The 22,277-nt window shown below is 69.5% G+C and carries 18 protein-coding genes, 1 tRNA gene and 1 pseudogene; 6 read left to right on the forward strand and 14 right to left on the reverse strand.

Features of this window, described 5'->3' with window-relative positions:
- The 5 genes from rpmE to GZ998_RS10190 all read right to left on the reverse strand — a co-directional run.
- The coding region (rpmE, locus tag GZ998_RS10170) for a 50S ribosomal protein L31 (protein ID WP_219109768.1) at positions 1-202 on the reverse strand (202 nt) is incomplete at its 3' end.
- 159 nt (positions 203-361) lie between these two features.
- The gene (rho, locus tag GZ998_RS10175; protein ID WP_219109769.1) at positions 362-2,410 is read right to left on the reverse strand and encodes a transcription termination factor Rho; all 2,049 of its coding nucleotides are present in this window, start codon (positions 2,408-2,410) and stop codon (positions 362-364) included.
- Between the two features lie 252 nt (positions 2,411-2,662).
- Entirely contained in the window at positions 2,663-3,577 is a 915-nt protein-coding gene (gene thrB, locus GZ998_RS10180; RefSeq protein ID WP_161923836.1) for a homoserine kinase, read from the reverse strand.
- A 6-nt stretch (positions 3,578-3,583) separates the two neighbouring features.
- Complete coding sequence (locus GZ998_RS10185) at positions 3,584-4,909, reverse strand: homoserine dehydrogenase (protein WP_162679469.1); 1,326 nt, start codon at positions 4,907-4,909, stop codon at positions 3,584-3,586.
- Positions 4,910-5,136: 227 nt separating this feature from the next.
- Positions 5,137-5,397 (reverse strand): hypothetical protein, encoded by a 261-nt coding sequence (locus tag GZ998_RS10190; protein ID WP_162679422.1) that lies wholly within the window; start codon positions 5,395-5,397, stop codon positions 5,137-5,139.
- 122 nt (positions 5,398-5,519) lie between these two features.
- Here GZ998_RS10190 and GZ998_RS13415 point away from each other — a divergent pair.
- A pseudogene (locus GZ998_RS13415) lies at positions 5,520-5,594 on the forward strand (type II toxin-antitoxin system Phd/YefM family antitoxin); the annotation flags it as partial.
- 37 nt (positions 5,595-5,631) lie between these two features.
- Positions 5,632-5,829, forward strand: a complete 198-nt coding sequence (locus tag GZ998_RS13420; protein ID WP_308807227.1) for a hypothetical protein — start codon at positions 5,632-5,634, stop codon at positions 5,827-5,829.
- Here GZ998_RS13420 and lysA read toward each other — a convergent pair.
- From lysA to GZ998_RS10220, 4 genes are all read right to left on the reverse strand, one after another.
- On the reverse strand, positions 5,826-7,286 hold the full coding sequence (gene lysA / locus GZ998_RS10205; RefSeq protein WP_257505835.1) for a diaminopimelate decarboxylase: 1,461 nt from the start codon (positions 7,284-7,286) through the stop codon (positions 5,826-5,828). The genes GZ998_RS13420 and lysA overlap by 4 nt on opposite strands.
- Positions 7,286-8,962: an arginine--tRNA ligase gene (argS, locus tag GZ998_RS10210; RefSeq protein ID WP_219109771.1), complete on the reverse strand. Its 1,677-nt coding sequence runs from the start codon at positions 8,960-8,962 to the stop codon at positions 7,286-7,288. Before argS ends, lysA begins: the two co-directional genes overlap by 1 nt.
- A 111-nt stretch (positions 8,963-9,073) precedes the next feature.
- Positions 9,074-11,533, reverse strand: coding sequence for a tetratricopeptide repeat protein (locus tag GZ998_RS10215; protein ID WP_219109772.1), 2,460 nt, complete (start codon positions 11,531-11,533; stop codon positions 9,074-9,076).
- Positions 11,530-12,696, reverse strand: a complete 1,167-nt coding sequence (locus tag GZ998_RS10220) for a hypothetical protein (RefSeq protein WP_219109773.1) — start codon at positions 12,694-12,696, stop codon at positions 11,530-11,532. The genes GZ998_RS10215 and GZ998_RS10220 overlap by 4 nt, the downstream gene beginning before the upstream one ends.
- A gap of 288 nt (positions 12,697-12,984) precedes the next feature.
- Between GZ998_RS10220 and GZ998_RS10225 the strand changes: the two genes are divergently transcribed.
- The 3 genes from GZ998_RS10225 to GZ998_RS10235 all read left to right on the forward strand — a co-directional run bounded on the left by GZ998_RS10225 (position 12,985) and on the right by GZ998_RS10235 (position 14,840).
- The gene (locus GZ998_RS10225) at positions 12,985-14,328 is read left to right on the forward strand and encodes an Nramp family divalent metal transporter (protein WP_308807224.1); all 1,344 of its coding nucleotides are present in this window, start codon (positions 12,985-12,987) and stop codon (positions 14,326-14,328) included.
- Between the two features lie 82 nt (positions 14,329-14,410).
- Positions 14,411-14,483: transfer RNA gene (locus GZ998_RS10230), tRNA-Arg, on the forward strand.
- Between the two features lie 213 nt (positions 14,484-14,696).
- Complete coding sequence (locus GZ998_RS10235) at positions 14,697-14,840, forward strand: hypothetical protein (protein WP_203234080.1); 144 nt, start codon at positions 14,697-14,699, stop codon at positions 14,838-14,840.
- Between the two features lie 158 nt (positions 14,841-14,998).
- Here the strand turns inward: GZ998_RS10235 and GZ998_RS10240 are convergent, their stop codons facing one another.
- The 5 genes from GZ998_RS10240 to GZ998_RS10260 all read right to left on the reverse strand — a co-directional run bounded on the left by GZ998_RS10240 (position 14,999) and on the right by GZ998_RS10260 (position 21,268).
- The gene (locus GZ998_RS10240) at positions 14,999-16,753 is read right to left on the reverse strand and encodes a carboxylesterase/lipase family protein (RefSeq protein WP_219109775.1); all 1,755 of its coding nucleotides are present in this window, start codon (positions 16,751-16,753) and stop codon (positions 14,999-15,001) included.
- 91 nt (positions 16,754-16,844) lie between these two features.
- Entirely contained in the window at positions 16,845-17,588 is a 744-nt protein-coding gene (locus GZ998_RS10245) for a glycerophosphodiester phosphodiesterase (RefSeq protein ID WP_219109776.1), read from the reverse strand.
- Between the two features lie 55 nt (positions 17,589-17,643).
- Positions 17,644-18,555, reverse strand: a complete 912-nt coding sequence (locus tag GZ998_RS13345) for a M23 family metallopeptidase (protein WP_308807215.1) — start codon at positions 18,553-18,555, stop codon at positions 17,644-17,646.
- Positions 18,556-18,755: 200 nt separating this feature from the next.
- Positions 18,756-19,904 carry a hemolysin family protein gene (locus GZ998_RS10255; protein ID WP_161923828.1) on the reverse strand — a complete coding sequence of 383 codons (1,149 nt, stop codon included), beginning with the start codon at positions 19,902-19,904 and terminating at the stop codon, positions 18,756-18,758.
- Positions 19,901-21,268 (reverse strand): hemolysin family protein, encoded by a 1,368-nt coding sequence (locus tag GZ998_RS10260; protein WP_219109777.1) that lies wholly within the window; start codon positions 21,266-21,268, stop codon positions 19,901-19,903. Before GZ998_RS10260 ends, GZ998_RS10255 begins: the two co-directional genes overlap by 4 nt.
- Before the next feature lie 256 nt (positions 21,269-21,524).
- Between GZ998_RS10260 and GZ998_RS10265 the strand changes: the two genes are divergently transcribed.
- Positions 21,525-22,115 carry a GDSL-type esterase/lipase family protein gene (locus tag GZ998_RS10265; RefSeq protein ID WP_161923826.1) on the forward strand — a complete coding sequence of 197 codons (591 nt, stop codon included), beginning with the start codon at positions 21,525-21,527 and terminating at the stop codon, positions 22,113-22,115.
- The last annotated feature ends 162 nt before the right edge of the window (positions 22,116-22,277 follow it).

A 22,277-nucleotide genomic window follows, 5' to 3' on the forward strand; every position in this document is an offset into this window, starting at 1 on the left:
GCTTGCCGTAGCGGGCCTCGAAGCGGGCCACGCGGCCACCGGTGTCGAGGATCTTCTGCTTGCCGGTGTAGAAGGGGTGGCAAGCAGAGCACACGTCCACACGAATCTCACCAGAGGTGACGGTGGAACGGGTCTCGAAGCTGTTGCCGCAGGTGCACGTGACCGTGGTGGGCACGTATTCGGGGTGGATACCCTGCTTCATAGGTGACTCCTTATGACTAGGGGTCCCGGGTCCCACACGGATGCGCGGGTGAACCGGAGGCCGGTCGGATATTCTGCCAGCCCACCTCGGCCCCCACAACGCGCGCACCGGGTGAGACGCAGCACGGTAGCGGTGGGCGAGGTGAGCGGACGTGGCGGGTCAGGCCAGCTTGGAATCGTCGTCGGCGTCCGCCAGGGAGGTGCCCTGCGGCGTGGTCTTTGAGATGACCATGAGGAATTCCGCGTTGGACTGGGTCTCCTTGAGCTTGCCGAGCACCAGCTCCAGGGCCTGCTGCTGCTCCAGTCCGGAGAACAGCCGCCGCAGCCGCCACATGATCTTCAGCTGGGCCGGGTCGATGAGCAGCTCCTCGCGGCGCGTGGAGGATGCGGCGACGTCGACAGCGGGGAAGACGCGCCGCTCGGCCAGCTGCCGCGACAGTCGCAGCTCCATGTTGCCGGTGCCCTTGAACTCCTCGAAGATGACCTCATCCATCTTCGAGCCGGTCTCCACCAGGGCGGTGGCTAGGATGGTCAGGCTGCCGCCGTTCTCGATGTTGCGGGCGGCGCCGAAGAAGCGCTTGGGCGGGTACAGGGCACTGGCGTCCACACCACCGGACAGGATGCGCCCGGAGGCGGGTGCGGCCAGGTTGTAGGCGCGTCCCAGGCGGGTGATGGAGTCGAGCAGCACCACCACGTCCTGTCCCAGCTCGACCAGCCGCTTGGCGCGCTCGATGGCGAGCTCCGCGACGGTGGTGTGGTCGGATGCGGGCCGGTCGAAGGTGGAGGCGATGACCTCCCCCTTGACCGTGCGCTGCATGTCGGTGACCTCCTCGGGGCGCTCATCGACCAGCACCACCATCAGGTGTGCCTCGGGGTTGTTAACGGCTATCGCGTTGGCGATCTGCTGCAGGATGATCGTCTTGCCGGCCTTGGGCGGGGAGACGATCAGGCCGCGCTGGCCCTTGCCGATGGGTGAGACCAGGTCGATTACGCGTGGGGTCAGGGCCTTCGGGGTGGTCTCCAGGCGCAGCTGTTCCTGGGGGTACAGGGGGGTGAGCTTGGTGAACTCGGGACGGCGCCCCGCCCGCTCGGGGTCCATGCCATTGACGGTCTCCACGGAGACCAGCGGCTTGTACTTCAAGCGGTTGGCGCGGTTCTGGCGGCGGCCGCGGCCGGAGCCCCCGCCGGGGCCGGCGTTGTTGTCGCCGTTCTCGCGTACCCACCCGGTGATCGCGTCGCCGGCGCGCAGACCGTTCTCCTTGATCTGCTGGCCGCTGACGTACACGTCCTTGGGGCCGGGCAGGTAGCCGGAGGTGCGCAGGTAGGCGTGCTGGTGGTCAGCCATGTCGAGGATACCGGCGACCGGTAGCAGGACCTCCTCCTCGCGGGCCTGCTGCCCCCGGTCCTGGTTGCCGTCGTAGTCGCCTCGGCCGTCCCGGTCCCGGCGCTTGCGGCCGCGCCGACGGCGTGGGCCGCGGGTGTCCTCGTCCACCTGCTCGTCCCAGTCGCTGGCGCCGCGGCGACGGCGCTCGCTCGGCTCTACCGCGGGGGTGCCGGTGGCGTCGGCCAGGTCCCGCATGAGTGCCGCCTTGGCGTCAGTGTGGTCCGCACCAGGCAGCTCGAAGCCGTGGCGGCGCTCAGGAGCGCCGGGGGACGACTGGGCTCGGCGCCGGGGACGCCGGGATCCGTCACGGGCACCTGCGGGCCCTGACTGCGCTGCGGCCCGGTCTGGGTGCGCGGGCGCCTGGGCACCGTCCTGGGCCGAGGTGGCGTGCTGGGGCAGGTCGAGGGTCAGGGGCGCTTCCGCAGCCGCCGGGGCGTCCTTGGGGGCACCGGCCGCTGCAGCTGCGCGGCGCCGGGAGCGGGCCGGGGCGGAGAGGCCGGCCGACGCTGCCGCAGTGCCCGTCTCCTCCTGCGCAGATTCGGACTCGACGGCCTCATCGGCGGCGGGCGCGGGCCGACCGCGGCGGCGCGCCGGTGCGGATGGCTCGCTCTGTCCTGATTGTTTCCCGGGCCCCTGCTCTGGAGCCTGCGCGGCCGGGGCCGACGCGGCCGCGGGTGCGTCTTTCTGGTTCTCGCGGATGGCGGCGATTAGTTCGCTCTTCCGCATACGTGAGGTGCCCTTTAGGCCCATGGATGAAGCGAGCTGCTGGAGTTCAGCCAGTCGCATGGTGGACAGCGAAGGGCGAGCGCTGGAGATCTCGGTCACGAGTGTCCTAACGGTGTGGACATCAGCCTGAAGTGGCAGATGTATCTGGGACTGTCCCGGAATGTCACGGGATGAAGTCGTGCACCGACGAGGAACCGTGGCAGGGCCTGCGGCCTCAGCCTGGTGCGCATGCGGCGCGCCGCTTCGTTTCGGCTCGCCGCCGGGGAAACAGTAGCAGACCACCCGATGGCATTGCACATGCATCGGTATACCGATGCATGTGAACCCTCTCCCGTTTAGTCTCCTTTGCCCTTATCGCGCCGACGGCTCCACCAGCTGGGCGCCGGTCAGATCGATGCCGGGGCGCAGCACCGTCCACCCGTGCCGTTCCAGGGTGAAGCGGGTCTGCTGAGACAGATCCGCCAGGACGAGCACGGTGGGGCCAGCACCGGAGATGACCGCCGGGTAGCCCTGTTCGCGCAGGGAGTCCATCACCGCCATGGATGCGGGCAGCACGCCGCGCCGGTACTCCTGGTGAAGTCGGTCCTCGGTTCCCGCCATGAGCAGGTCCGGGCGCCCCGCGAGGGCGAGCATGAGGATGGCGGCGCGGGAGGTGTTGAACAGGGCGTCGGCGCGCGGCACGGAGGCGGGCAGGACCTTGCGGGCCTCCTCGGTGCTCAGTCTGGTGGTAGACGGCGGGACCAGCAGGCTCACTGCCAGGGTCGCGTCCACCGGCATGGGCGCGGAGCGGGGTGTGCCGTCGGCCTCGATCCAGGCGACGGTGGCGCCGCCGAATACCGCTGGGGCGACGTTATCGGGGTGGCCTTCAAAACCGGTGGCGATCCGGAATACCTCCTCGTCGGGCAGCGCCTCGGGGTCGGACAGCAGGCCACGGGCGAGCATCAGGCCGGCAACGGCTGCGCTTGCAGAGGAGCCCATGCCGCCGCCGTGGGGGATGCGGTTGAGGCAGTGCATCTCGAAGCCCGCCTGGGGTGCGCCGGCGGCGTCCAGGCCTGCGCGCAGGGCCCGTACCACCAGGTTGGAGTCGTCGGTGGGGACAGTGCCCTCCCCCACGCCCTTTACCGTGACACTGGTGGCGCCCACGATCGGGCGGACCTCAACTTCGTCATAGTAGGTGAAGGCCATCCCGAAGGAGTCGAAGCCGGGGCCCATATTCGCGGTGGTGGCGGGCACGCGCACCGCCGCACACTCGTTGGCCAGTCGCATGTGGTTTCACAGCCCCTCTACGCGGCGGGTGGAGACAACCTCGGCGACGCGGTCCTGGGCGCGCAGCCCGTCCACGGCGGCCTCAAGCCTGCCCACCGGGGCGGCGTGGGTGACGATGGTTACCAACGCCAGTTCGTCGCCGACGTCTACGTAGCTGGCCTGCCGCACCGAGTTGATGGAGACGTCGTGGTCGCCGAATACCTGGGCGACTGCGGCCAGCGAGCCGGGCGCGTCGGCCACCCGCAGTTGGATCTGGTAGCGGGTGAGCGCCTGCTCGGGGGGCAGGATCGGCAGGTCGGCGTAGCTGGACTCGCGGGGCGCCTGTCCGCCGTTGACACGGTGGGCGGCGGCGGCGACGACGTCGGAGAGCACGGCGGAGGCGGTGGGGGTGCCGCCGGCGCCCTGGCCGTAGAACATGAGCCGTCCGGCGGCCTCGGCCTCCACCAGGACGGCGTTGAAGCCGCCGTGGACGCTGGCGAGTGGGTGGTCGGCGGGCACCAGGGCGGGGTGCACGCGCACGGAGATGCCGTTGGCCTGCTCGTCCTCGCGGCGCTGGGCGATGGCCAGCAGCTTGAGCTCGCAGCCGGAGGCGTGGGCCTCGCGGATGTCGTCGGCGGTGATGGAGCGGATGCCCTCGACCTCGACGTCGTCGAGACCGACACGCGTATGGAAGGCGAGGGAGGCGATGATGGCGGCCTTGGCGGCGGCGTCGAGCCCGTCGACGTCGGCGGTGGGGTCGGCCTCGGCGTAGCCGAGCTCCTGGGCGGCGGCGAGGGCAGCGTCGAAGGACAGGCCCTTAGTGCTCATCTCGTCCAGGATGTAGTTGGTGGTGCCGTTGACGATGCCGAGCACGCTGGTGACGCGGTCGCCTGCCATGGACTCGCGCAGGGCGTAGACCACGGGGATGGCGCCGGCGACGGCGGCCTCGTAGTAGAAGTCGGTGTTCGCCGCGGCGGCGGCCGCGTACAGCTCGGGGCCGTGGGCGGCGATCAGGGCCTTGTTGCCGGTGATGACGCTGGCGCCGGAGGCGAAGGCCGCAAGGATGAGGGTGCGGGCCGGCTCGATGCCGCCGATGAGTTCGACGACGATGTCGTTGGAGGTGGCCACGGATTGGGCGTCGTCGGTGAGCAGCTCGCGCGGGACGGCCTCGTCTCGGGGGGCGTCCACGTCGCGCACGGCGACGCCGGTGATCTCCAGGCGGGCACCGGAGCGGGCGGCGAAGTCGTCCGCCTGTTCGAGCAGCAGGCGGATCACCTGGGTGCCGACGGTGCCGGAGCCGAGGACGCCGACGCGCAGCGTGGGGCGCTGCGGCCGCGGCGCGGCCGGCGGGATCGACTGTGCCGTTTCCTGGGCTGCCTGCTGTTTCACGGGAACCACCTCGAGTGCGTACGGGCTCGCCGGGGCGGGCGAGCATGACTCGGCACAGCATAGGCGGCGCCAGGGCTTTGGTGCCTCTCCGGCTTGGTGAGCGACGGCGTCACCTCCTCTCGCTCACTTCCCTCTCCCTCCACACGCCGAGATCGGTAGACGTTACGTGCCGAGATCGGTCGGGGCAGATATCAGCGCAGGCCCCGCACCACCCTCGCACTTAGTGCACTCCAGCCGGCCAGCGCCGACAGGCTCAGCGCTAGCCCCGAGGCGGTGTACAGGGACGGGGTGATGGCTACCACCAGCAGCAGGCCGACCAGTATGCAGGTCGCCAGCGCCCAGACCGCCAGCATGCCGTCGCTTCCCCGCCCGACGGTGCCGCGGCGGTGATCCACAGGCTCGTCATAGCGCCCCCACGCCGGGGGCGGGGTCTCCAGGGAAGAGCGCGTCATGTCCATAACCCGACCGTAAGGAATATCTCACTCACGCAGTACGTCCCCGGGGTGGAATTACGACCCCTACGCCTCCTCCCCAAGGAGTAGGGGTCTTCCCTTAACGACTCTCCGGGCGGATCGTGGCCGACGTCGTCTCCTCCGGGCATCCCGTCACCATCACCGACCGCGGGCGCCCAGTCGCCCGCCTGGTACCGATCAATCCCGAGGAGACTCCCTACGAGCGTCTGCTGCGTGAAGGACTCGTCCGAGAGACCACGCACGAGCGAACCGGTCCGATCCCTAGCCTCCCTGGATGCGATTCACCTGGCCACAGCCCTCATCCTGAATGACCCGCGCGACCCGGTCACGGTCCTCACCCATAACGCGCGCCTGGCCGCCGCCCGCGCGCGGGGGCTGAGCGCACTCGACCCGGCAGGACCGTCCGCTTAGTCCCCCTCCAGAGCGAGCAGGTCGGCGATGGTCTCCGGGCGCAGCACCCAGCCCTGCCGACCCGCCTCGACCCAGGCGACGCCGGGGCGGGTGAACAGGTTGTAGTTGCTGGCCATGGAGCGCCCGTAGGCGCCGGTGGCCGGAACCGCCAGCACGTCTCCGACCGCAAGGTCGGCGGGCAGGTCCACGTCGCGTACCACCACGTCGCCGCTCTCGCAGTGCTTTCCGACCACGCGCGCCCGCACCAGCCCAGCCCCCGGGTCGGGGCGCCGGTTGGCCACCAGGGCCGTGTAGGCGGCGTCGTACAACGCAGGGCGGATGTTGTCGCTCATGCCGCCGTCTACGCTCACGTACAGGCGGGCGGTCCCCTCCCCCAGCTCCACATGCTTGAGCCCGGTCACCGTGTACAGGGTGACCATGGCCGGCCCGGCTATCGAGCGGCCCGGTTCCACGGAAACATGTGGGACGGCGTCGCCCAGTTCGGCACACAGGGCGCGGACCGCCTCGGCCAGGGCGCGGGCGATGTCCGCCGGGGACGGGGCGACGGGGTCGGCGCCGGTGTAGGCGATCCCGTAGCCGCCGCCCAGGTCCACCTCCTCGCACAGCACGCCGGTGTCCTCGGCGATCTGGTGGCGCAGGCGCAGCACGACGCCGACGGCCTCACGGAAGCCGGCCAGGTCGAAGATCTGGGAGCCGATGTGGGAGTGCAGCCCGTGCAGGTCCAGCTCGGGTGCGGCGACGACGGCGCGGGCGGCCTCGAGCGCAGCACCGGTGGCCACGGAGATGCCGAACTTCTGGTCCTCATGGGCGGTGGAGATGTACTCGTGCCCGCCGGCGTGGATGCCGGTGGTCAGGCGCAGCATGACCGAGCCGGTCTCCTCGGGGGCGTAGTGGCCGGACTCGCGCAGCTCCCGCACGGCGGCGGCCGCCAGCTCGATCTCCTCGACCGAGTCCAGGACCAGGTGGCCGACCCGGTGGGCGAGCGCGGTGCGGATCTCGGCACGGGTCTTGCCGTTGCCGTGCAGGCCCAGCCGAGTGGCGTGGGCGGTGGCGGCCTCGCCGTCGACGGCGGCCAGCGCGGCGACGCCCACGGCCAGTTCCCCGGCGGAGGCGGTGTCGATGCCCATGCCCTCGGCCAGGACCGTGCGGGCCACGCGGGTGGTGAGGAAGGCCTTGCCGGCGTAGTAGGCCTGGCCGCCGTTCATGCCGTAGTCGGGCCAGAACTCCTCGGCCATGGCGGCGGCCCAGGTGGCGGCGCGGCCGCGCAGGTCGGCCTCGTCCAGGACAAACACTGGAGTGGGGGCGTCGGCGAGGATCTCCCCCACACTGCGCCCGCCGATCTCAAGGGCGCCGTCGGCGCCGCGCCGGGCAGACCATGGCCACAGGTCCGGACGCGCCTCGGGCTCGGGGGCGACCAGGGCGCCGAGGGGGGCCTCGCCCGCGGGTACGGCGCTCATCACATGCGCTCCGGAGCACTCACGCCCAGCAGGCCGAGCCCGTTGGCGATGACCTGGCCGACGGCGTCGTTGACCCACAGGCGGGCGACGTGCCCGGCGTCGACCGGGTCGTCGCCGCGCGGGGTGACGCGGGTGGCGCCGTACCAGGTGTGGTAGGCGGCGGCGAGCGTCTCCAGGTAGCGGGCCACGCGGTGCTGCTCACGCAGGGCGGCGGCCTGGGCGACGATGGCCGGGTACTGGGCGAGTACGCCCAGCAGCTGGGCGTCGTGGGGGGTGTCCAGCTGGGCGGGGTCGAAGCCGGCCTCGCGGGTCACGCCCCGCTCGACGGCGTTGCGGGCCACCGAGCGGATGCGGGCGTGGGCGTACTGGACGTAGTAGACGGGGTTGTCGTTGGAGGTGGAGGCCAGCAGGTTCAGGTCGATGTCGATCATGGAGTCCATGGAGGAGCGGGCGAGCGCGTAGCGGGCGGCGTCCACGCCCACGGCGTCGACCAGGTCCTCCAGGGTGACCACGGTGCCGGCACGCTTGGACATGCGCACCGGCTGCCCGTCACGCACTAGGTTGACCAGCTGGCCGATGATGATCTGCATGTTGACGCCGGGCTCGTCGCCGTAGGCGGCGCACATGGCCATCATGCGGCCGATGTAGCCGTGGTGGTCGGCGCCCAGCAGGTAGATGGCGCAGTCGGCGCCGCGGGCGCGCTTGTCCAGGTAGTAGGCGACGTCGGCGGCGAAGTATGCGGGGTCGCCGTCGGACTTGATCAGGACGCGGTCCTTGTCGTCGCCGAAGTCGGTGGTGCGCAGCCAGGTGGCGCCATCGGCCTCGAAGATGACGCCGCGCTCACGCAGGCGGCCGATGGCGCGGTCGACGGCGCCGGAGGCGTGCAGGGAGTCCTCGTGGAAGAAGACGTCGAAGTCGGTGCGGAAGGCGTGCAGCTCGGCCTTGACGGCGGCGAACATGAGGTCGACTCCGCGGGCGCGGAACGCCTCGGTGGCCTCGGCGTCGGGCAGGGTGGCGGGGTCGGGGCGGCCGGCGGCAGTCTCATCCGCGGTTACCCGGGCGGCGATCTCGCCGATGTAGGAGCCGCCGTAGCCGTCCTCGGGGGTCTCCTGGCCGCGGGCGGCGGCGAGCAGGGAGCGGGCGAAGCGGTCGATCTGGGTGCCGTGGTCGTTGAAGTAGTACTCGCGGGTGACCTCGGCGCCGCAGGCGGCCATGATGCGGGCCAGGGAGTCGCCGACGGCGGCCCACCGGGCCCCGCCCAGGTGCACCGGGCCGGTCGGGTTGGCGGAGACGTACTCGAGGTTGATGTGCTGGCCCGCCAGGGAGTCGTTGGTGCCGTAGGCGGTGCCGGCGTTGAGAATGGTGCGGGCGAGCTCGCCGGCACTGGCGGCGTCCAGGCGGATGTTGAGGAAGCCGGGGCCGGCGACCTCCGCGGAGGCGACGCCGTCCAGGGCACCCACGCGCTCGGCCAGCAACTGGGCCAGGGCGCGCGGGTTGGTGCCGGCCTTCTTGGCCAGCTGCATGGCGACGTTGGTGGCCCAGTCGCCGTGCTCGCGGGAGCGGGGGCGCTCGACCTTGGGGACCGGCACCTCCTCCACGGGCAGGGCGAGGCTGCCGTCGCTGGCGGCGGCGAGGAGGACGTTGCGGATCGCTTCGGCGAGCTCTTCGGGGGTCACGCGCGCCAGCGTACCGGCACCGCACCAACACACCGAAACCGGCACCAGTAACGCACCCAGACCGGTCTATATGGCTCGGTCATGCCGCCGGGCGCCCGGGAGGGCAGAGCGTCAGCTCCCGGAGGGCCACTGCTCCAGCAGCTTCTCGGCCTCCTCCGGGCGCCCCACCTCCCGGTAGGCCGCAGTGAGATTTTCACGGATAGTCAGGGTTTGTGGGTGCTCCGGTCCCAACACTCGTAGACTGTCCTTTAGCACGCGCTCATACAAGTCGATGGAGTCGCTCAGTCGGCCCGCCGACCGGTATGCGTAGGCAAGGTTGCCACGACTCGTCAGGGTTTGAAGGTGGCCCGGCCCAACAACACGCACGCTGTCTTCTAGTACGTACTCGAACAGGGCAATGGCCTCATTCACCTTGCCCACCGTCCAGTAGGCGACGGCAAGGTTGCTCCTACTTATCAGAGTGTCGGGGTGGTCAGGGCCCAGTACGCGCAGGCATTCCTCAAGCACCTCCTCGTACAGGCGAATGGCTTCCTCCACCCGACCCGCCGACTTGTAGGCGAAGGCTAGGTTACTCCGGCTGGTCAGGGTGTCAGGGTGGTCAGACCCAAGAACGCGCAGGCGATCCTCAAGCACCTGCTCATACAGCTTGATGGCATCGGCGACTCTACCGGCCGACTCGTAGGCTGCAGCGAGGTTGCTGCTACTGGTCAAGGTGAGGGAGTGATCAGGTCCCAGGACGCGCCGATAATCCTCAGGCACTTGCTCATACAGGTCTACGGCCTTTGTAGTACGTCCCGTTGCCAGGTAGACGTATGCGAGCTCGCTCCGGCTTGCCAGGGTATCGGGGTGGTCCGGTCCCAGCAGCTGCAGGCGGACCTGAACTACCTGCTCGTACAACGCGACGGCTTCGATCGCCCGCCCTGAGGCCCGGTACGCGTCAGCGAGCGCCTCCTGACCATCGACATGCTCATTCCCCTCCGGAATCGTCGAGAGCGCCGCGGCAGCCTCATCCAGACGCCAGCCGGCGGCCAGCCAACGCACATGCATGAGGCGACTTTGCAAGGACTGCGCCTCGGCGTCGAGCCGTTCGGCGCGAGCCAGCCATGCCGTCTGCGACTCCACCTGCGGAACATTCCCCACTTCCGTCAGCGCGCGTTCAAGCAGCATCAGTCGCATGTCAGTGATGCCGTCTTCCTCTCCATAGCGCAGTTCTATTGCCTGCCGCAGCGTGCTTGGCAGGCTCATAACCGGCTCGGCATCTCCGCCGGCGAGAGCAGCAAGTGCATCCTCAACCCGGTCTAGAAGGGCGAGCGAAGGGCGGCGCACAGCCGGAAGGCTCGTCAGGCCGCGCACAAGGCTGAGCGTCTCATCCTGGTCGATCATTTCCAGCGCGGCGCGGGCGTACTCGTTCCTACCCGATGCGTGCAGCTCCTCGGCGTCGAACCAGTTGACCAGGAACTCAATAATGAGCTTGAGCGGCTCACCACGGGACTCCTTGATCTGGAAGGCGAGCCGAGCCAGCGGCTCGGCCAGCTCGTAGTAGGTCCTGCGCCGGTCGAGCATATGGGCGAACGGGGTTGAGACCGCGGCGAGCCAGCCCTGATCCACCAGATCACTTACCGACTTGGCCACGCTGCGCTGATCCGCACCCACTCGCTCGGCAATCGCCTTGACCGGCAGTGGCCTGTCGGCCGTCGCCAGTTCGGCGACGACGAGCCGCTGCTGCGGCGAGAGCCGTGCGAGCCGCTCCTGGTAATAGGGAGTGAGATCGTCGAAGCGGGTGAGCAGAAGGTCGGTGATGTTATCCACCTGATCCACTGTCAGCACGCTGCCGAGCAGTGCCCACAACCGTGGTTGACCACCCGCCAAATGCGAAATGGTATGAATACGCGCGACGGCGTCGGCCTCTTCCAGCCGCTCCTCCAGCGCGCTGTCCCCGCCCTCGTGGGCGAGAGCCCGCAGCATGTCCTGGGCCTCCTGGGCAGAGAATGGCTCAAGGCGGATCGTGTCGAAGAAGTCGAAGAAGGGGAAGGCCTCATCGGCGAGCGTCCGGTCCAGCGTCGTCGTGGAACCGATCAGGAGGATGCCGGATTCGGTCTGGAAGAGATTCCGCAGGCGCTGCTGGCCCAGGTCGCCAATCGCATTAAGAACCTGGTCCACGTTCTCCATGAGCAGCAGTACCGGGCCGTTGGTACGCAGTGAGGCGCGCAGTTGCGCATCGAGCTGGTCTTCGCTGAGATGCGAGTCGGACTCCTCACCCGCCGCGTCAAGGATGGCCGCCAGTAGTCTCCCGTAGGACGCGATCGTCCATGGGTCCTCGGGCAACCACGCTATGCGCATTCGTTGGCCGCCCTCGGTCAGGCGGCGGGCGCGATGTGCAACCAGGGCGATGAGGTGCGTCTTGCCAGCCCCCCGCGGCCCAACCAGGAGGGTGTGATGCGGGCTCGGAGTAGTTCCCAGCGCCTCCACGCGCTCCACGAGGCGGGCCAGGATCCGCTCGCGCGCCACGAACAGGCGCTCGAGCTGCTCACCGGGCATAGTGGAGGGGGTGTATCGGGAGATCGTGGTCATGGACGCTCCAGGAGATTGTGCTTACGTGCCCAGATGTAGGCGAATGCCGGATAACGCCAGCGCACACGCGAGCCGCGACGCTCAAGGTAATGGTCGCTGCACAGCAGACCGACAACCTCATCCAGCTCTTCCGAGGCATCGTCTTCCAGGGCCTCAGTCAGTGGAACCCACGCCCGCGGTGCGGCCGTCGCCGTAGCGCTGAGCACTCGCGCGGCGAGCCGCGCGTTCTGCCCGTAGTACACGCGCACCCGCTCCTCGAAGTGTTTCAGATGCCGGAAGTCGTCCGGATCATCAATGATGTCCTCGAAGGCCTCCCTGACCTCCTGCGGCCCAAGCGTTCCCCCAGCCCTATCAAGGCTGCGGGCAACGGCGTGCATTATGAAGGGGACACCGCCCGCCACCTCTACCAGCTCAGCGACAACACGATCGGAAGGCATCTGCTCAATGCCACGGAGAAGCGCTTGCGCTAGCTCGCGCGCCTCAGCATCGGGCATGGGCCCGAGGTGCAGCGCCTCCAGGTCGTTAATATCGCCACTGGTAGTCCCCGCTTGTTCAAGCACGTGATGGAAGCCGATAGAGCCGGTGACGATCCAGCGCACTCGGGTGTACTTCTGCCTGAGCCGACGCAGAGTCTGCAAAAGCTCTTTAGCCGCCTGCGTACCTTCGTTGCGTACAATATTGCCGACCGCCATAGGCACCTCATCCATGAGGATCAGCGGGATGGCTGAGTCATCACCTTGGTCCAGCGCTGCAAGGATCTTGGTGAGCAGGTCCAGCGGCGGGGTCTGGCGGTGGTAGGTCTTGAGAGTCAATCCGGGAACACCAACAGTATCCACGTGGTCGAACACCGTTTTGAGGAACTCGCGAACCCGCACCGGCAGCTCCGGGTTCCCACGCAGCCCCTCTGCGGTCACCGCGAGGAAGCGATCCGTAGTCCCCACGCCCTCGTAGTCGATGAAGTAGTGCCGGAAGTCGGCCTCCCGGGCAACGAATGTGTGCAGCCAGTAGGTCTTGCCCAAGCGCCTGGGGTCCGTGAGCAGGAGATTCACCCCCGCCAACAGCCGCTTGCGGGCGCGGTCACTGACCGCAACGCGCCCCACGAACTTCTCGGCATCTCGGGCATTTCCGGGCTGCGGCACCACGGCGAGAGGAACCGGTTCCATGACGACCTCCAATGTACGTCGAATCTCCCGTACAAATATACGTGAAGATTCACGTATGTCAAGAGGCCCTATCGGCCACCCCGAGGCGACCCACGTGGACACCCCAGCAATCCGACTCGAAGCGCCGAGACCGGCGCGAGTTGCGCACAGGCACCAGTCGACACCGCCTCACCACGCCTGCCGGCGCAAGCGCCCCCACAAAGTAGTAGAGTTTCGGCTACCCGAAACCATGTGAGGAGGTCGACCGTGTCCGTTCCCGGCAACACCCCCGACGCCGTCGACGACATCGTGCGCAAGCACGCACCCAAGTCGCGCCCGCCCCGGCACCGGCTGCTGGCCCTGCTGGGCCCGGCCTTCGTTGCCGCGGTCGCCTACGTGGACCCCGGCAACGTGGCGGCTAACATCACCGCCGGCGCCCGCTACGGCTACACGCTGGTGTGGGTGCTGGTACTGGCAAACGCCATGGCTGTGCTGATCCAGTACCAGAGCGCCAAGCTCGGTATCGTCACCGGCCGCTCGCTGCCGCAGGTGCTCGGGGACCGGCTCGGCCGTGGCCCGCGCCTGGCCTACTGGGCACAGGCGGAGCTGGTCGCCGCCGCCACTGACCTGGCCGAGGTGATCGGCGGCGCCGTCGCCCTGCACCTGCTGTTCAACATCCCGCTGCTGACCGGCGGCGTGATCATCGGCGCCGTCTCCATGCTGCTGCTGGCCCTGCAGGAGCGTCGCAGCCAACGCACCTTCGAGGGGGCCGTGGTGGCGCTCCTGGTGGTGGTGACGATCGGCTTCGTGGGCGGGCTGCTCATCGCCCCACCCGACTGGGGCGAGACCTTCGCCGGCCTCATCCCCCGCCTGCAGGGATCGGGCAGCCTGCTGGTGGCCGCCTCCATGCTCGGCGCCACCGTCATGCCGCACGCCATCTACCTGCATTCCTCCCTGGTGCGCGACCACCACGAGGAGATCGGTGAGGGGCACGCCGAACGCCAGGCCGACGGCGCCACCCCAATTCCAGACGACGGCGCACCCGCCACTTCCGGCGGTACCCCCCATGGCGACGGCGCCTCCTCCGGGCAGACGCGCACCGGCCGGCTTATCCGCGCCACGCGCGTAGACGTGATCTGGGCGCTGGCGCTGGCCGGCGGCGTCAACATTGCCCTGCTGCTACTGGCCGCCTCCGCCCTGTCCGGCGCAGACGGCACCGACACGATCGAGGGGGCGCACGCCGCCATCACCGCCTCACTGGGGCCGGCCGTAGGCGTCGTGTTCGCCATTGGACTGTTGGCGTCCGGGCTGGCATCGACGTCGGTGGGCGCCTATGCCGGCAGCGAGATCATGGCGGGCCTGCTGCATATCCGCGTACCGCTTTTGGCGCGCCGAGCGGTCACGCTTGTGCCCGCGCTGATCATCATCGCCGTAGGGGCCGAGCCCACCTGGGCACTCGTGCTCAGCCAGGTGGTGCTTTCCTTTGGGATCCCGCTCGCGATCGTGCCGCTGATGCAGGCCACCGGCTCGGAGCAGGTCATGGGACGGTGGCGCGACGGCGCTCTACTGCGCTGGACCTCCCGCGCGGCGGCGACGCTCATCATCGTGCTCAATCTGGCGCTGGTGGTGCTCACACTTACGGGTAACGGGTGAACACCCGGGCGTACACGTCGGCGAACACCACAGGACGCCAGTTTCCGTCCAGCGCCCGAACGCTGGTACAGTCACGCCTCGGGCCCCGGTAGCTCAGTGGATAGAGCGTCTGCCTCCGGAGCAGAAGGTCGCAGGTTCGAATCCTGTCCGGGGCACCGGCCCCGAGCCCCCGCCCGATCCCGAGTCGGCGGGGGCTTCGTCGATCCTGAGGGACGCTGTAGCAGAATGCCTCTGAGTCCTTGGCAGCTCAAGGCATCGTCGCGCGTTGGTGGCCGCTGTTACGCTGAACATGCCTTCTCCGGCACCTCCTCTCGGAACACTCAATGTCCTTGGCCGAGAAGGTAGGAGCCAGGAGGGAGGTGGGGGCCATGTCCAAGCCGAAAGGCCGACATGCCAAAGTCCACAAGGACAAGGGAATGGCCCGGAAGCTGAGCGAACTGTTCGAATCACTCGCTCAACTGATCCGGGCCATTGGTGTCCTTGTGGATGCCCTCGGCAGGTGGCTCAACTGAACCGCCTGCGTCGGGGAGCCATCCGTATGCCACCAGGTGGCTCCCCTCTATTGTGCCCGCGACGTTTCTCGCTGGCAAGCCAAATAGGCACAAGACAGGTCGGGTTGTTGTACGTCAGGGCCGGGCCTCGGCGTTCCCCGCACGCTACTGCACTGCGATCAGCGCGCGCCGGCGGCGAGGTCTCGGTCGGTATCGAAGATGACGCGGTCCGCGGCCACGGTCAGCTCCCCGGAGCGGTTGTCACCGAAGCGCCGGCCGATACTTCGCCCCGTCCAAGGCTCCCAGCCGGGCTCACCGGTCTCGATGAAACTCACCCAGGCCGAATGCATCGCGTCCGCGAGCGCCTGCGGCGGCGACGCTCCGAGCGTGTGCTCACAGTAGGGCTCGCCCAGGCAGTCGAAGACGAAGGGGATCTCCATGCAGTGCGTAGCCTGTCCCGCACTCCCACCGCAGTAGCTGAACTCGTAGGCGTAGCTGTCGGCGGCTTCCTCGGTATCCGGCCCACCGCCGAGGATGCCCGCACCTGACTCGGCCCGGCCGGCCGCGCCGGTGGCACTCGTGCCCGCCGCCTCGGCGTGCGCGGCGCGGGTTAGGAACCACCCGGCGAGCGGGATGTGGAAGGTCGCGTCCGAGATGAGGTTGCCGATCACCATGTGCGGGGAGTCGGCATGCTCGGGGTGCGCCGCAAGCAACCGGTCGGCCATCGACCCGCTCATGCCGCCGGCCACCAGCACCTCGCGCGGGTTGCGCCCGGCCATCGCCTCGGCGTATGCCATGCCGGCTAAGGCGAAGTCGTGCGTGGTCGAGCCGGCGAGGATCGGGACCTGCGCCCCGTCTCCCCGGCGCAGGGCCTGGCGGATCGGGGCACTGATGATCTCACCGTCCACGGTCGGACTGAATGGGATACCCGTATCGGGCTTGCCGATGCCCGCCAGCACCCCGGCTACCGCTCCGGCGGGGTCCGGTCCGGCTGCAGCGGCACCGCCGTCGTCGGCGCGATCCTCGACGGCGTCCAGGGCGTTCTGCGCGGTGAAGACATCGTCATAGCTGCAGGACCGGAACCCCGCGAGCGTCGACTCCACACCGAGGGCCGCGGCCATGCGAGCGGCATTGTCCGCGTTGCGTGCGGCCGGCAGGTCCGTGACTGCGCCGGACTCGGAGATCACGCCGCGGAACAGACCCCGGGCGCGCGGCACGGACAGGAGCACCAGGCTGTTGCCGCCGCCGGCGCTCTGCCCGCCGATCGTCACCTTGGCGGGGTCGCCACCGAAGCGGGCGATGTTGTCGCGCACCCACTCCAGGGCCATGACCTGGTCCAGAACCGCCCGGTTGTAGGGGGCGTCGGAGTCGGGGATGTATCCGTACCCGTCGAAACCGAGCCGGTAGGCGACCGACACGGTGACCACGCCGTCGCGGTTGAAGGCGGCGCCGTCATACCAGGGCGAGTTGTGGGAGCCGGAGGTCCAGCCGCCGCCGTGGATCCACACCAGCACCGGCAGGCCTGCGTCCTCGTCCCCCGGCGCGGGGGTGAAGACGTTGAGGGTGAGGAAGTCGTCGCCGGGCACGCTCGGCTCGGGGATGGCCGGGTCGGCGAAGATCGAACCGCGCTGTGGCGTGGCCGCGGGCAGGACGGCGGCGCGCTCGCCGCTCCAGGGCTTGCGGCGCACGGGCGCCAGGAAGCGCAGGTCCCCCGTCGGCGCCTCGGCGTACGGGATGCCGTAGAAGGCTGCGGAGCGCTCGTACCGGGCGGCGGGGCCGATCCGGTCGGGAGCGGAGACGATGCTGCGCCATACCCCGCGCACCGCTCCCGCGGAGGTATCCACGCGGGGCCCGGTCTGCCCGGCTGGGACGGCGATCGGGGTGGAGGCGACGTGCTGGGTGGAGGCGTGCGGCGGAGGGCTGGGCGCGGTCATGCCCTGATTCTCGCCCCCAACCACCGCAGTGTCACAGCCTTGGCATCATGCGGCACCCACCGGGGGTGACGGCGCGCCCGGGCGCCGTGCGTCAGCCGAGTACTTCCAGCGCGAGGGCGGGATGATCGGTGATGATGGCGTCGACTCCGCGCGCGGCCAGCGAGCGCATCTGCTCTGGGTCGTCTACGGTCCACACGTGCACTTCCAGCCCGGCGGTGTGCGCCTGGGCGATGAAGCGGCGAGTGACCACGGGCACGCGGTGGAAGCGGAGGGGCACCTGGACGGCGTCGACCCGCCCGTTGGTCCAGGCCCAGCGCGTGTGCGGCACCGGCACGGCCGCCTCGCTGAGCAGCATAAGCCCGGCCACGTCACCCACCCCCAGCGAGGTAGTTGCCCGCGGCTCTTGGCGGCGCAGCACCGCCAGGCGACGGGCGGAGAAGGAGGCGAAGCGCACCCGTTCCAGGGCGTCGCCCTCGCGCACCGCCTGGAGTGCAGGCTGCACGACGCCGGAGTCCTTCAAGTCGACGTTGAAGCGGATGCCGGGGTGGGCGGCCAGTGCCTCGTCCAGGCGCACGGGGGCGCGCCCATCGCCGGCGTCTACTCGTGCCAGTTCGTCCCACGTCAGCTCTGCGATGCGTCGGGGGTCCCCCGTCGTGCGCGCCAGGTCGGCGTCATGGGAGAGCACGACAACGCCGTCTGCGGTGGCCCGCAGGTCGGTTTCCATCCAGGTCAGGCCGAGCCCGGCCACGTGCTCTACGGCGCTCCAGGTGTTCTCCGGAGCCTCCCCGCCACCGCCCCGGTGGGCGACGACGGCGCAACGGTAAGAGGGTGACATTATCGGCTTCCTGTGCGGCTCGTTCGGATGGCTGCAGGGCGGTGGGTGCAAGCGGTCAGGCGCAGTCCGTGGTCAGCTCGACGGCGGTGTGCTCCGCCAGCCACTCCTCTGGGTCGACGGTCGAGGAGTCCTCGGTGTTGTTGGCCGTACGCACCTCGAAGTGCAGGTGCGGGCCCGTGGAGTAGCCGGTGGAGCCGACGCCGGCGATCAGCTGGCCCGCCTCTACCTGGTCCCCCTTGGATACGTAGATGCCGTCCTCATACATGTGCAGGTAGCTGGTGTACCAGGTCTCGCCGTCGAGCTCATGCTCGATAGTGACAGTGCCGGTACTGCCTGACATGCCGGCCTCCACGACTGTGCCGGCGGCGACCGCGTAGATGGGAGTGCCGGCGGAGGCGGCGTAGTCCTGTCCCGCGTGGAGCTTCATGTATCCCAGGGTCGGGTGCAGCCGGTAGCCGTACGGGGACGAGACCGTGTAGGTGCCCTCGATCATGGGGTAGAACAGCTCCGGGGCGGAGTTGAATGCCGCAGTGTCGCCGGAGGCGCCGGAGGTCTGTGCGGCGCAAGTTGCGGAGGCATTCTCATACGCCTCGCGGATCCGGGCCAGGGTGGCGGCGTCGGGCACGTTGGACAGCTCGGAGTCGGTATCGACATCGGCGTCGGAACCGAGTACTGCGGCCGCGATCGAGGAGGAGGGGTCGGTGGTTCCCACGCCGGTCGGATTCGTGCTGCTGGCACCCAGGGCGGCGACCGCCTGCGGACCGGTGGGCAGGCTCAGAGTCAAAGGAGCCACCACGGTCACCAGGGCTAGGACTGCCAGCACGCCCAGCCGCCCCACTGTTCCCGCGTAGCTGTACCGACGGCCCCCGGGTTGGCGCGCGCCCATGCCGACGCCGGATGGGCTCCGGTAGGTATCGACCTGGACGGGAGCCGGGGTGGACTCCTGCGGCGCGGGAGCCGGTGACACCGGTGGAGCGGATTGTGCGCCGGGCTCCCGCTCGCGTTCCGCAGCGCGTTCTGCGTCACGACGTTGCCGCCGCGTCATGGGCTGTTCGGCCACGCAGTGCCTCCAGAGGTAGTGCTCGCGGCCGCCGTCGCGACCGACCAGTGCACTTTAACCAGCCGTGATCAGCCATTACCAGGACGACGGTCACATCTCCTGCGGGATCATCCCTGCCCCAGGTCACGGCGGCGATGGTCCTCCCGCTGCATGGAGTCATGCACCTCACCGACGAGCTCCTCGAGAATGTCCTCCAGGAATACCACGCCCAGCGTCGTGCCGGACTCGTCCTGGACGCGGCCCAGGTGCGCGCCGGAGCGTTGCATCGAGGCCAGTACGTCCTCAACCTCGTCATCGGCATGAACCGGCACGAGCGCGCGTACCCGCCACGGGGGCACGGGCCGCGCCCGTTCCGCCTCATCGGCGTACAGCACGTCCTTCAGGTGCAGGTACCCGAGGATTCCCGCATCCGGCCTGTCCGCGTCTCGGCCTTGCGCGGGCGCGCCGGTCGGCGCCTGGCCGGGCCGGGAGCCGGGAGCGGTGACCTGGGGCTGTCTCACCACCGGGAAACGGGAGTAGCCCGTAGCAGCCACCGCGTGCTCCACGTCCTTGGGCGTGCAGCCTGTGGGCAGGGTAACCAGTGAGCCGACCGGCACCATCACGCTGCCGGCGGTTTCCTCCGAGAACTCCAGGGCGCCGGAAAGCAGCCCGGTTTCGTCGTCCAGGACCCCTTCCGCGGTGGAGCGCTCCACAATGGAGGCAACCTCAGCGGCATTGAAGGCCGCGGAGACCTCCTCCCTGGTTTCGATGCCGCACAAGTGCAGCACCCCGTTGGCGAAGCCGTTCAGGCCGGTGATCACCGGACCGAGCACCCGCGACAGGCGCACCAGCGTCGGCACGATCCACCGGGCGGCAGTCTCGGGCGCGGAGATTGAAAGGTTCTTGGGCACCATCTCCCCGATGACGACGTGTGCGTAAACCACAATCACCAGGGCCGCCACCACGGCGATTGCATGCGCCCCGACGGCGCCAACGCCCACCCGGGTGAGCAGGGGGGTCAGCAGGTGGGCGATGGCCGGCTCGGCAACCACACCCAGGCCGGTGGAGCAGACGGTCACTCCTAGCTGGGCGGTCGCGAGCATGCGAGAAACATGCTGTAGCGCCCACAAGGCGGTGGCGGCGCGCCGGTCCCCGGCCTGTGCCAGCGGTTCCAGCCGGGCTCGCCGCGAGGAGGTGACGGCGAACTCCGCAGCCACAAAAAACGCGTTTCCGGCCAGCAGCGCCACCGTCAGGAGCAGGGCGAGGGAGGTACTCATTTCCCCGTCTCCGCTCCCCCGGCGGTCGCGTCCGCCTCACCCTGCTCCATACCGACGCCTTCAGGTGTGGCCAGGGGATGCACGCGCAACCGGGTGATGCGGCGCCCCTCCATGGCCTGCACCGTGAGCACTGCCTGCGGCGTGGTCACGGCGTCGCCGACCTCCGGGATACGACCGAGCTCGGTCATGACCAGCCCGGCCAGGGTCTCGTAGGGGCCGTCGTCGGGAACCAGCACGCCGGCACGGTCGGCCAGCTCGTCCGGACGCAGCCACCCGGGCACGCGCCAGTCCCCCGACGCATCGGCGTGGGCGCCGGAGCGACGCCGGTCGTGCTCATCGGCCACGTCACCGACTATCTCCTCCACGGCGTCCTCGAGCGTGACCACGCCGGCGGTGCCACCGTACTCGTCTACCACGAGCGCCATCTGGCTGCCCGTGTCACGCAGCTCCACCAGCAGCGAGGCCAGTGGCATGGTCTCCGGCACCCGGGGGGCGGGGGTCATCAGGGACGAGGACGTCACCGGCACCTCCGCCCGCTTGCCGTAGGGCACGGCGATGGCGCGGCGCAGGTGCACGATGCCGAGCACGTCGTCGCTGTCATCACCGATCACGGGGAAGCGGGAATGGCCGGTTGTGCGCGCCAGGGCGACGACGTCGGCGGCGGTGTCGTTCTCGGCCAGGGCGCGCAGGCGGCCCCGGTCGGTCATGACGTCGACTGCGGTCAGCTCGCCCACACCAATGGAGCGCGTCAGCAGCGTGGCGGTGGAGACGTCTAGGACGCCCTCCGCGGCGCTGTGCCGCACCAGTGCAGCCAGCTCGGAGGCTGAGCGCGTGCCGCTGATCTCCTCGGCGGGTTCGATCCCGATCCGGTGCAGCACCCGGTTGGCGGTGCCGTTGAGAACCGCGATGACCGGCCTGAGTGCCGTGGTGAAGGCCGTCAGGAAGGGGGTGACGGCGCGCGCGGCGGCCATCGGGTCTGACAGGGTGGCGTTCTTGGGGATGAGCTCACCCACCACCATGGAAAAGGCATTGACGATGACCAGGGCGGCAGTCGCCGCTACGCCTGTAGCCACGGACTGCGCCAGCCAGGTGGACATCAGGCCCGTCAGCAGCGTCGCCAGCGCCGCCTGCATGGTGTACCCCAGCAGGATCGTGGTCAGGGTGATACCGACCTGCGCACCGGACAGCAGCGTGGACAGCCGGCTCAGGGCCCGGCGGACCCTGGTGGCGCCCCGGTCGCCGGCGACGGCGCGGGTTTCCACCGTAGAGGGATCCAGGGCCACCAGGGAGAACTCCCCGGCGACGAATAGGGCGGTTCCGGCCGTCAGCAGCACGCCGACGGCGATCATGAGCCACTCCCTCACGGCCGGCCCCCGGCACACAGACGAGTGGACTCAGGGTGAGGGTGGTCTGATTCGGCACCGGAGCGGGTGGGGCGCCCGTGCGCCCGGCGAGCGTGTCGTCGCATAGTGCTGGCACGGTATCACCTGGACGCGGCGTAGGTGGTGCGCGGCCGTCGGCGTCGGCAATGGCAGGATGGATCCTGCTCGGGACCCAAGCGCCCGAGGACGACTTCACCGGCGTGCAACTGCCGTGTGGGAAGGAGCTGAGCGGGTGCCCATGGACGAAACGAGCCTGTGCTTCATTGGCGACGAACTGGTCTCCGGCTACGGGGATGCCCGCGCCCTGGGATGGACCGGCCGGGTAATGGCACGCACCCCCCGCGAGCTCGGCATCATGTGGAACACGCTGGCAGTTCCGGGCGAGACGACTGCCCGGCTTGCAGAGCGCTGGCAGAGCGAGGTGGCCCGCCGCACCACCAGTTCCGGCGTCAACCGGCTAGTTATCGGCCTGGGAGTCGCAGACGTGCTGGCCGGCGTCTCCCACGCCCGCTCCCGCCTGGCCATCGCGAACGTACTGGACACGGCCACCAGCGAGCACCGCGCGTGCTTCGTAGTAGGTCCGCCGCCACTGCCGACCGCTGACCCCGATGGCACGGCCGCACTGTCACGGGCAGTCGGCGAAGTTTGCCAGCGCCGCGGTATCCCGTACGTGGAGACCTTCGAGCCGCTGCGCAACCACGACCAGTGGCTCTCGGACGTCGTCTCCGACGGGGGCCGGCACCCGGGCCAGGCGGGCTACGGACTGCTGGCCTGGCTGGTTCTGCACCGCGGCTGGTACGAGTGGCTGGGAGTGCCCGCGCCGCGATGAGCCGCAAGGGCAACCAGGGCGCTCCGTCTTTTAGAGCGGTTTAGGTGGGAAGTGCCGTTTGGCGCGCGGCCGCCGCCCGGGCTCGTCGGCCGGCACCGGGGACTCGTCCGGAATGACGATCGGCCGACCACCGCTTGGGTGGTCGGCCGATCGTAAATACTT

The sequence above is a fragment of the Actinomyces sp. 594 genome, assembly GCF_019325145.1.
GTDB lineage: Bacteria > Actinomycetota > Actinomycetes > Actinomycetales > Actinomycetaceae > Actinomyces.

Excerpts from the sequence above, each read along its gene's own strand:
- GZ998_RS10235 (WP_203234080.1), top strand. The coding sequence starts at position 14,697 with ATGTCCAAGCCGAAAGGCCGACATGCCAAAGTCCACAAGGACAAGGGA.
- GZ998_RS10190 (WP_162679422.1), bottom strand. The coding sequence starts at position 5,397 with ATGACGCGCTCTTCCCTGGAGACCCCGCCCCCGGCGTGGGGGCGCTAT.
- GZ998_RS10255 (WP_161923828.1), bottom strand. The coding sequence starts at position 19,904 with ATGAGTACCTCCCTCGCCCTGCTCCTGACGGTGGCGCTGCTGGCCGGA.
- GZ998_RS10220 (WP_219109773.1), bottom strand. The coding sequence starts at position 12,696 with ATGGAACCGGTTCCTCTCGCCGTGGTGCCGCAGCCCGGAAATGCCCGA.
- GZ998_RS10265 (WP_161923826.1), top strand. The coding sequence starts at position 21,525 with ATGGACGAAACGAGCCTGTGCTTCATTGGCGACGAACTGGTCTCCGGC.
- GZ998_RS10215 (WP_219109772.1), bottom strand. The coding sequence starts at position 11,533 with ATGACCACGATCTCCCGATACACCCCCTCCACTATGCCCGGTGAGCAG.
- GZ998_RS10240 (WP_219109775.1), bottom strand. The coding sequence starts at position 16,753 with ATGACCGCGCCCAGCCCTCCGCCGCACGCCTCCACCCAGCACGTCGCC.
- lysA (WP_257505835.1), bottom strand. The coding sequence starts at position 7,286 with ATGAGCGCCGTACCCGCGGGCGAGGCCCCCCTCGGCGCCCTGGTCGCC.
- thrB (WP_161923836.1), bottom strand. The coding sequence starts at position 3,577 with ATGCGACTGGCCAACGAGTGTGCGGCGGTGCGCGTGCCCGCCACCACC.
- GZ998_RS10245 (WP_219109776.1), bottom strand. The coding sequence starts at position 17,588 with ATGTCACCCTCTTACCGTTGCGCCGTCGTCGCCCACCGGGGCGGTGGC.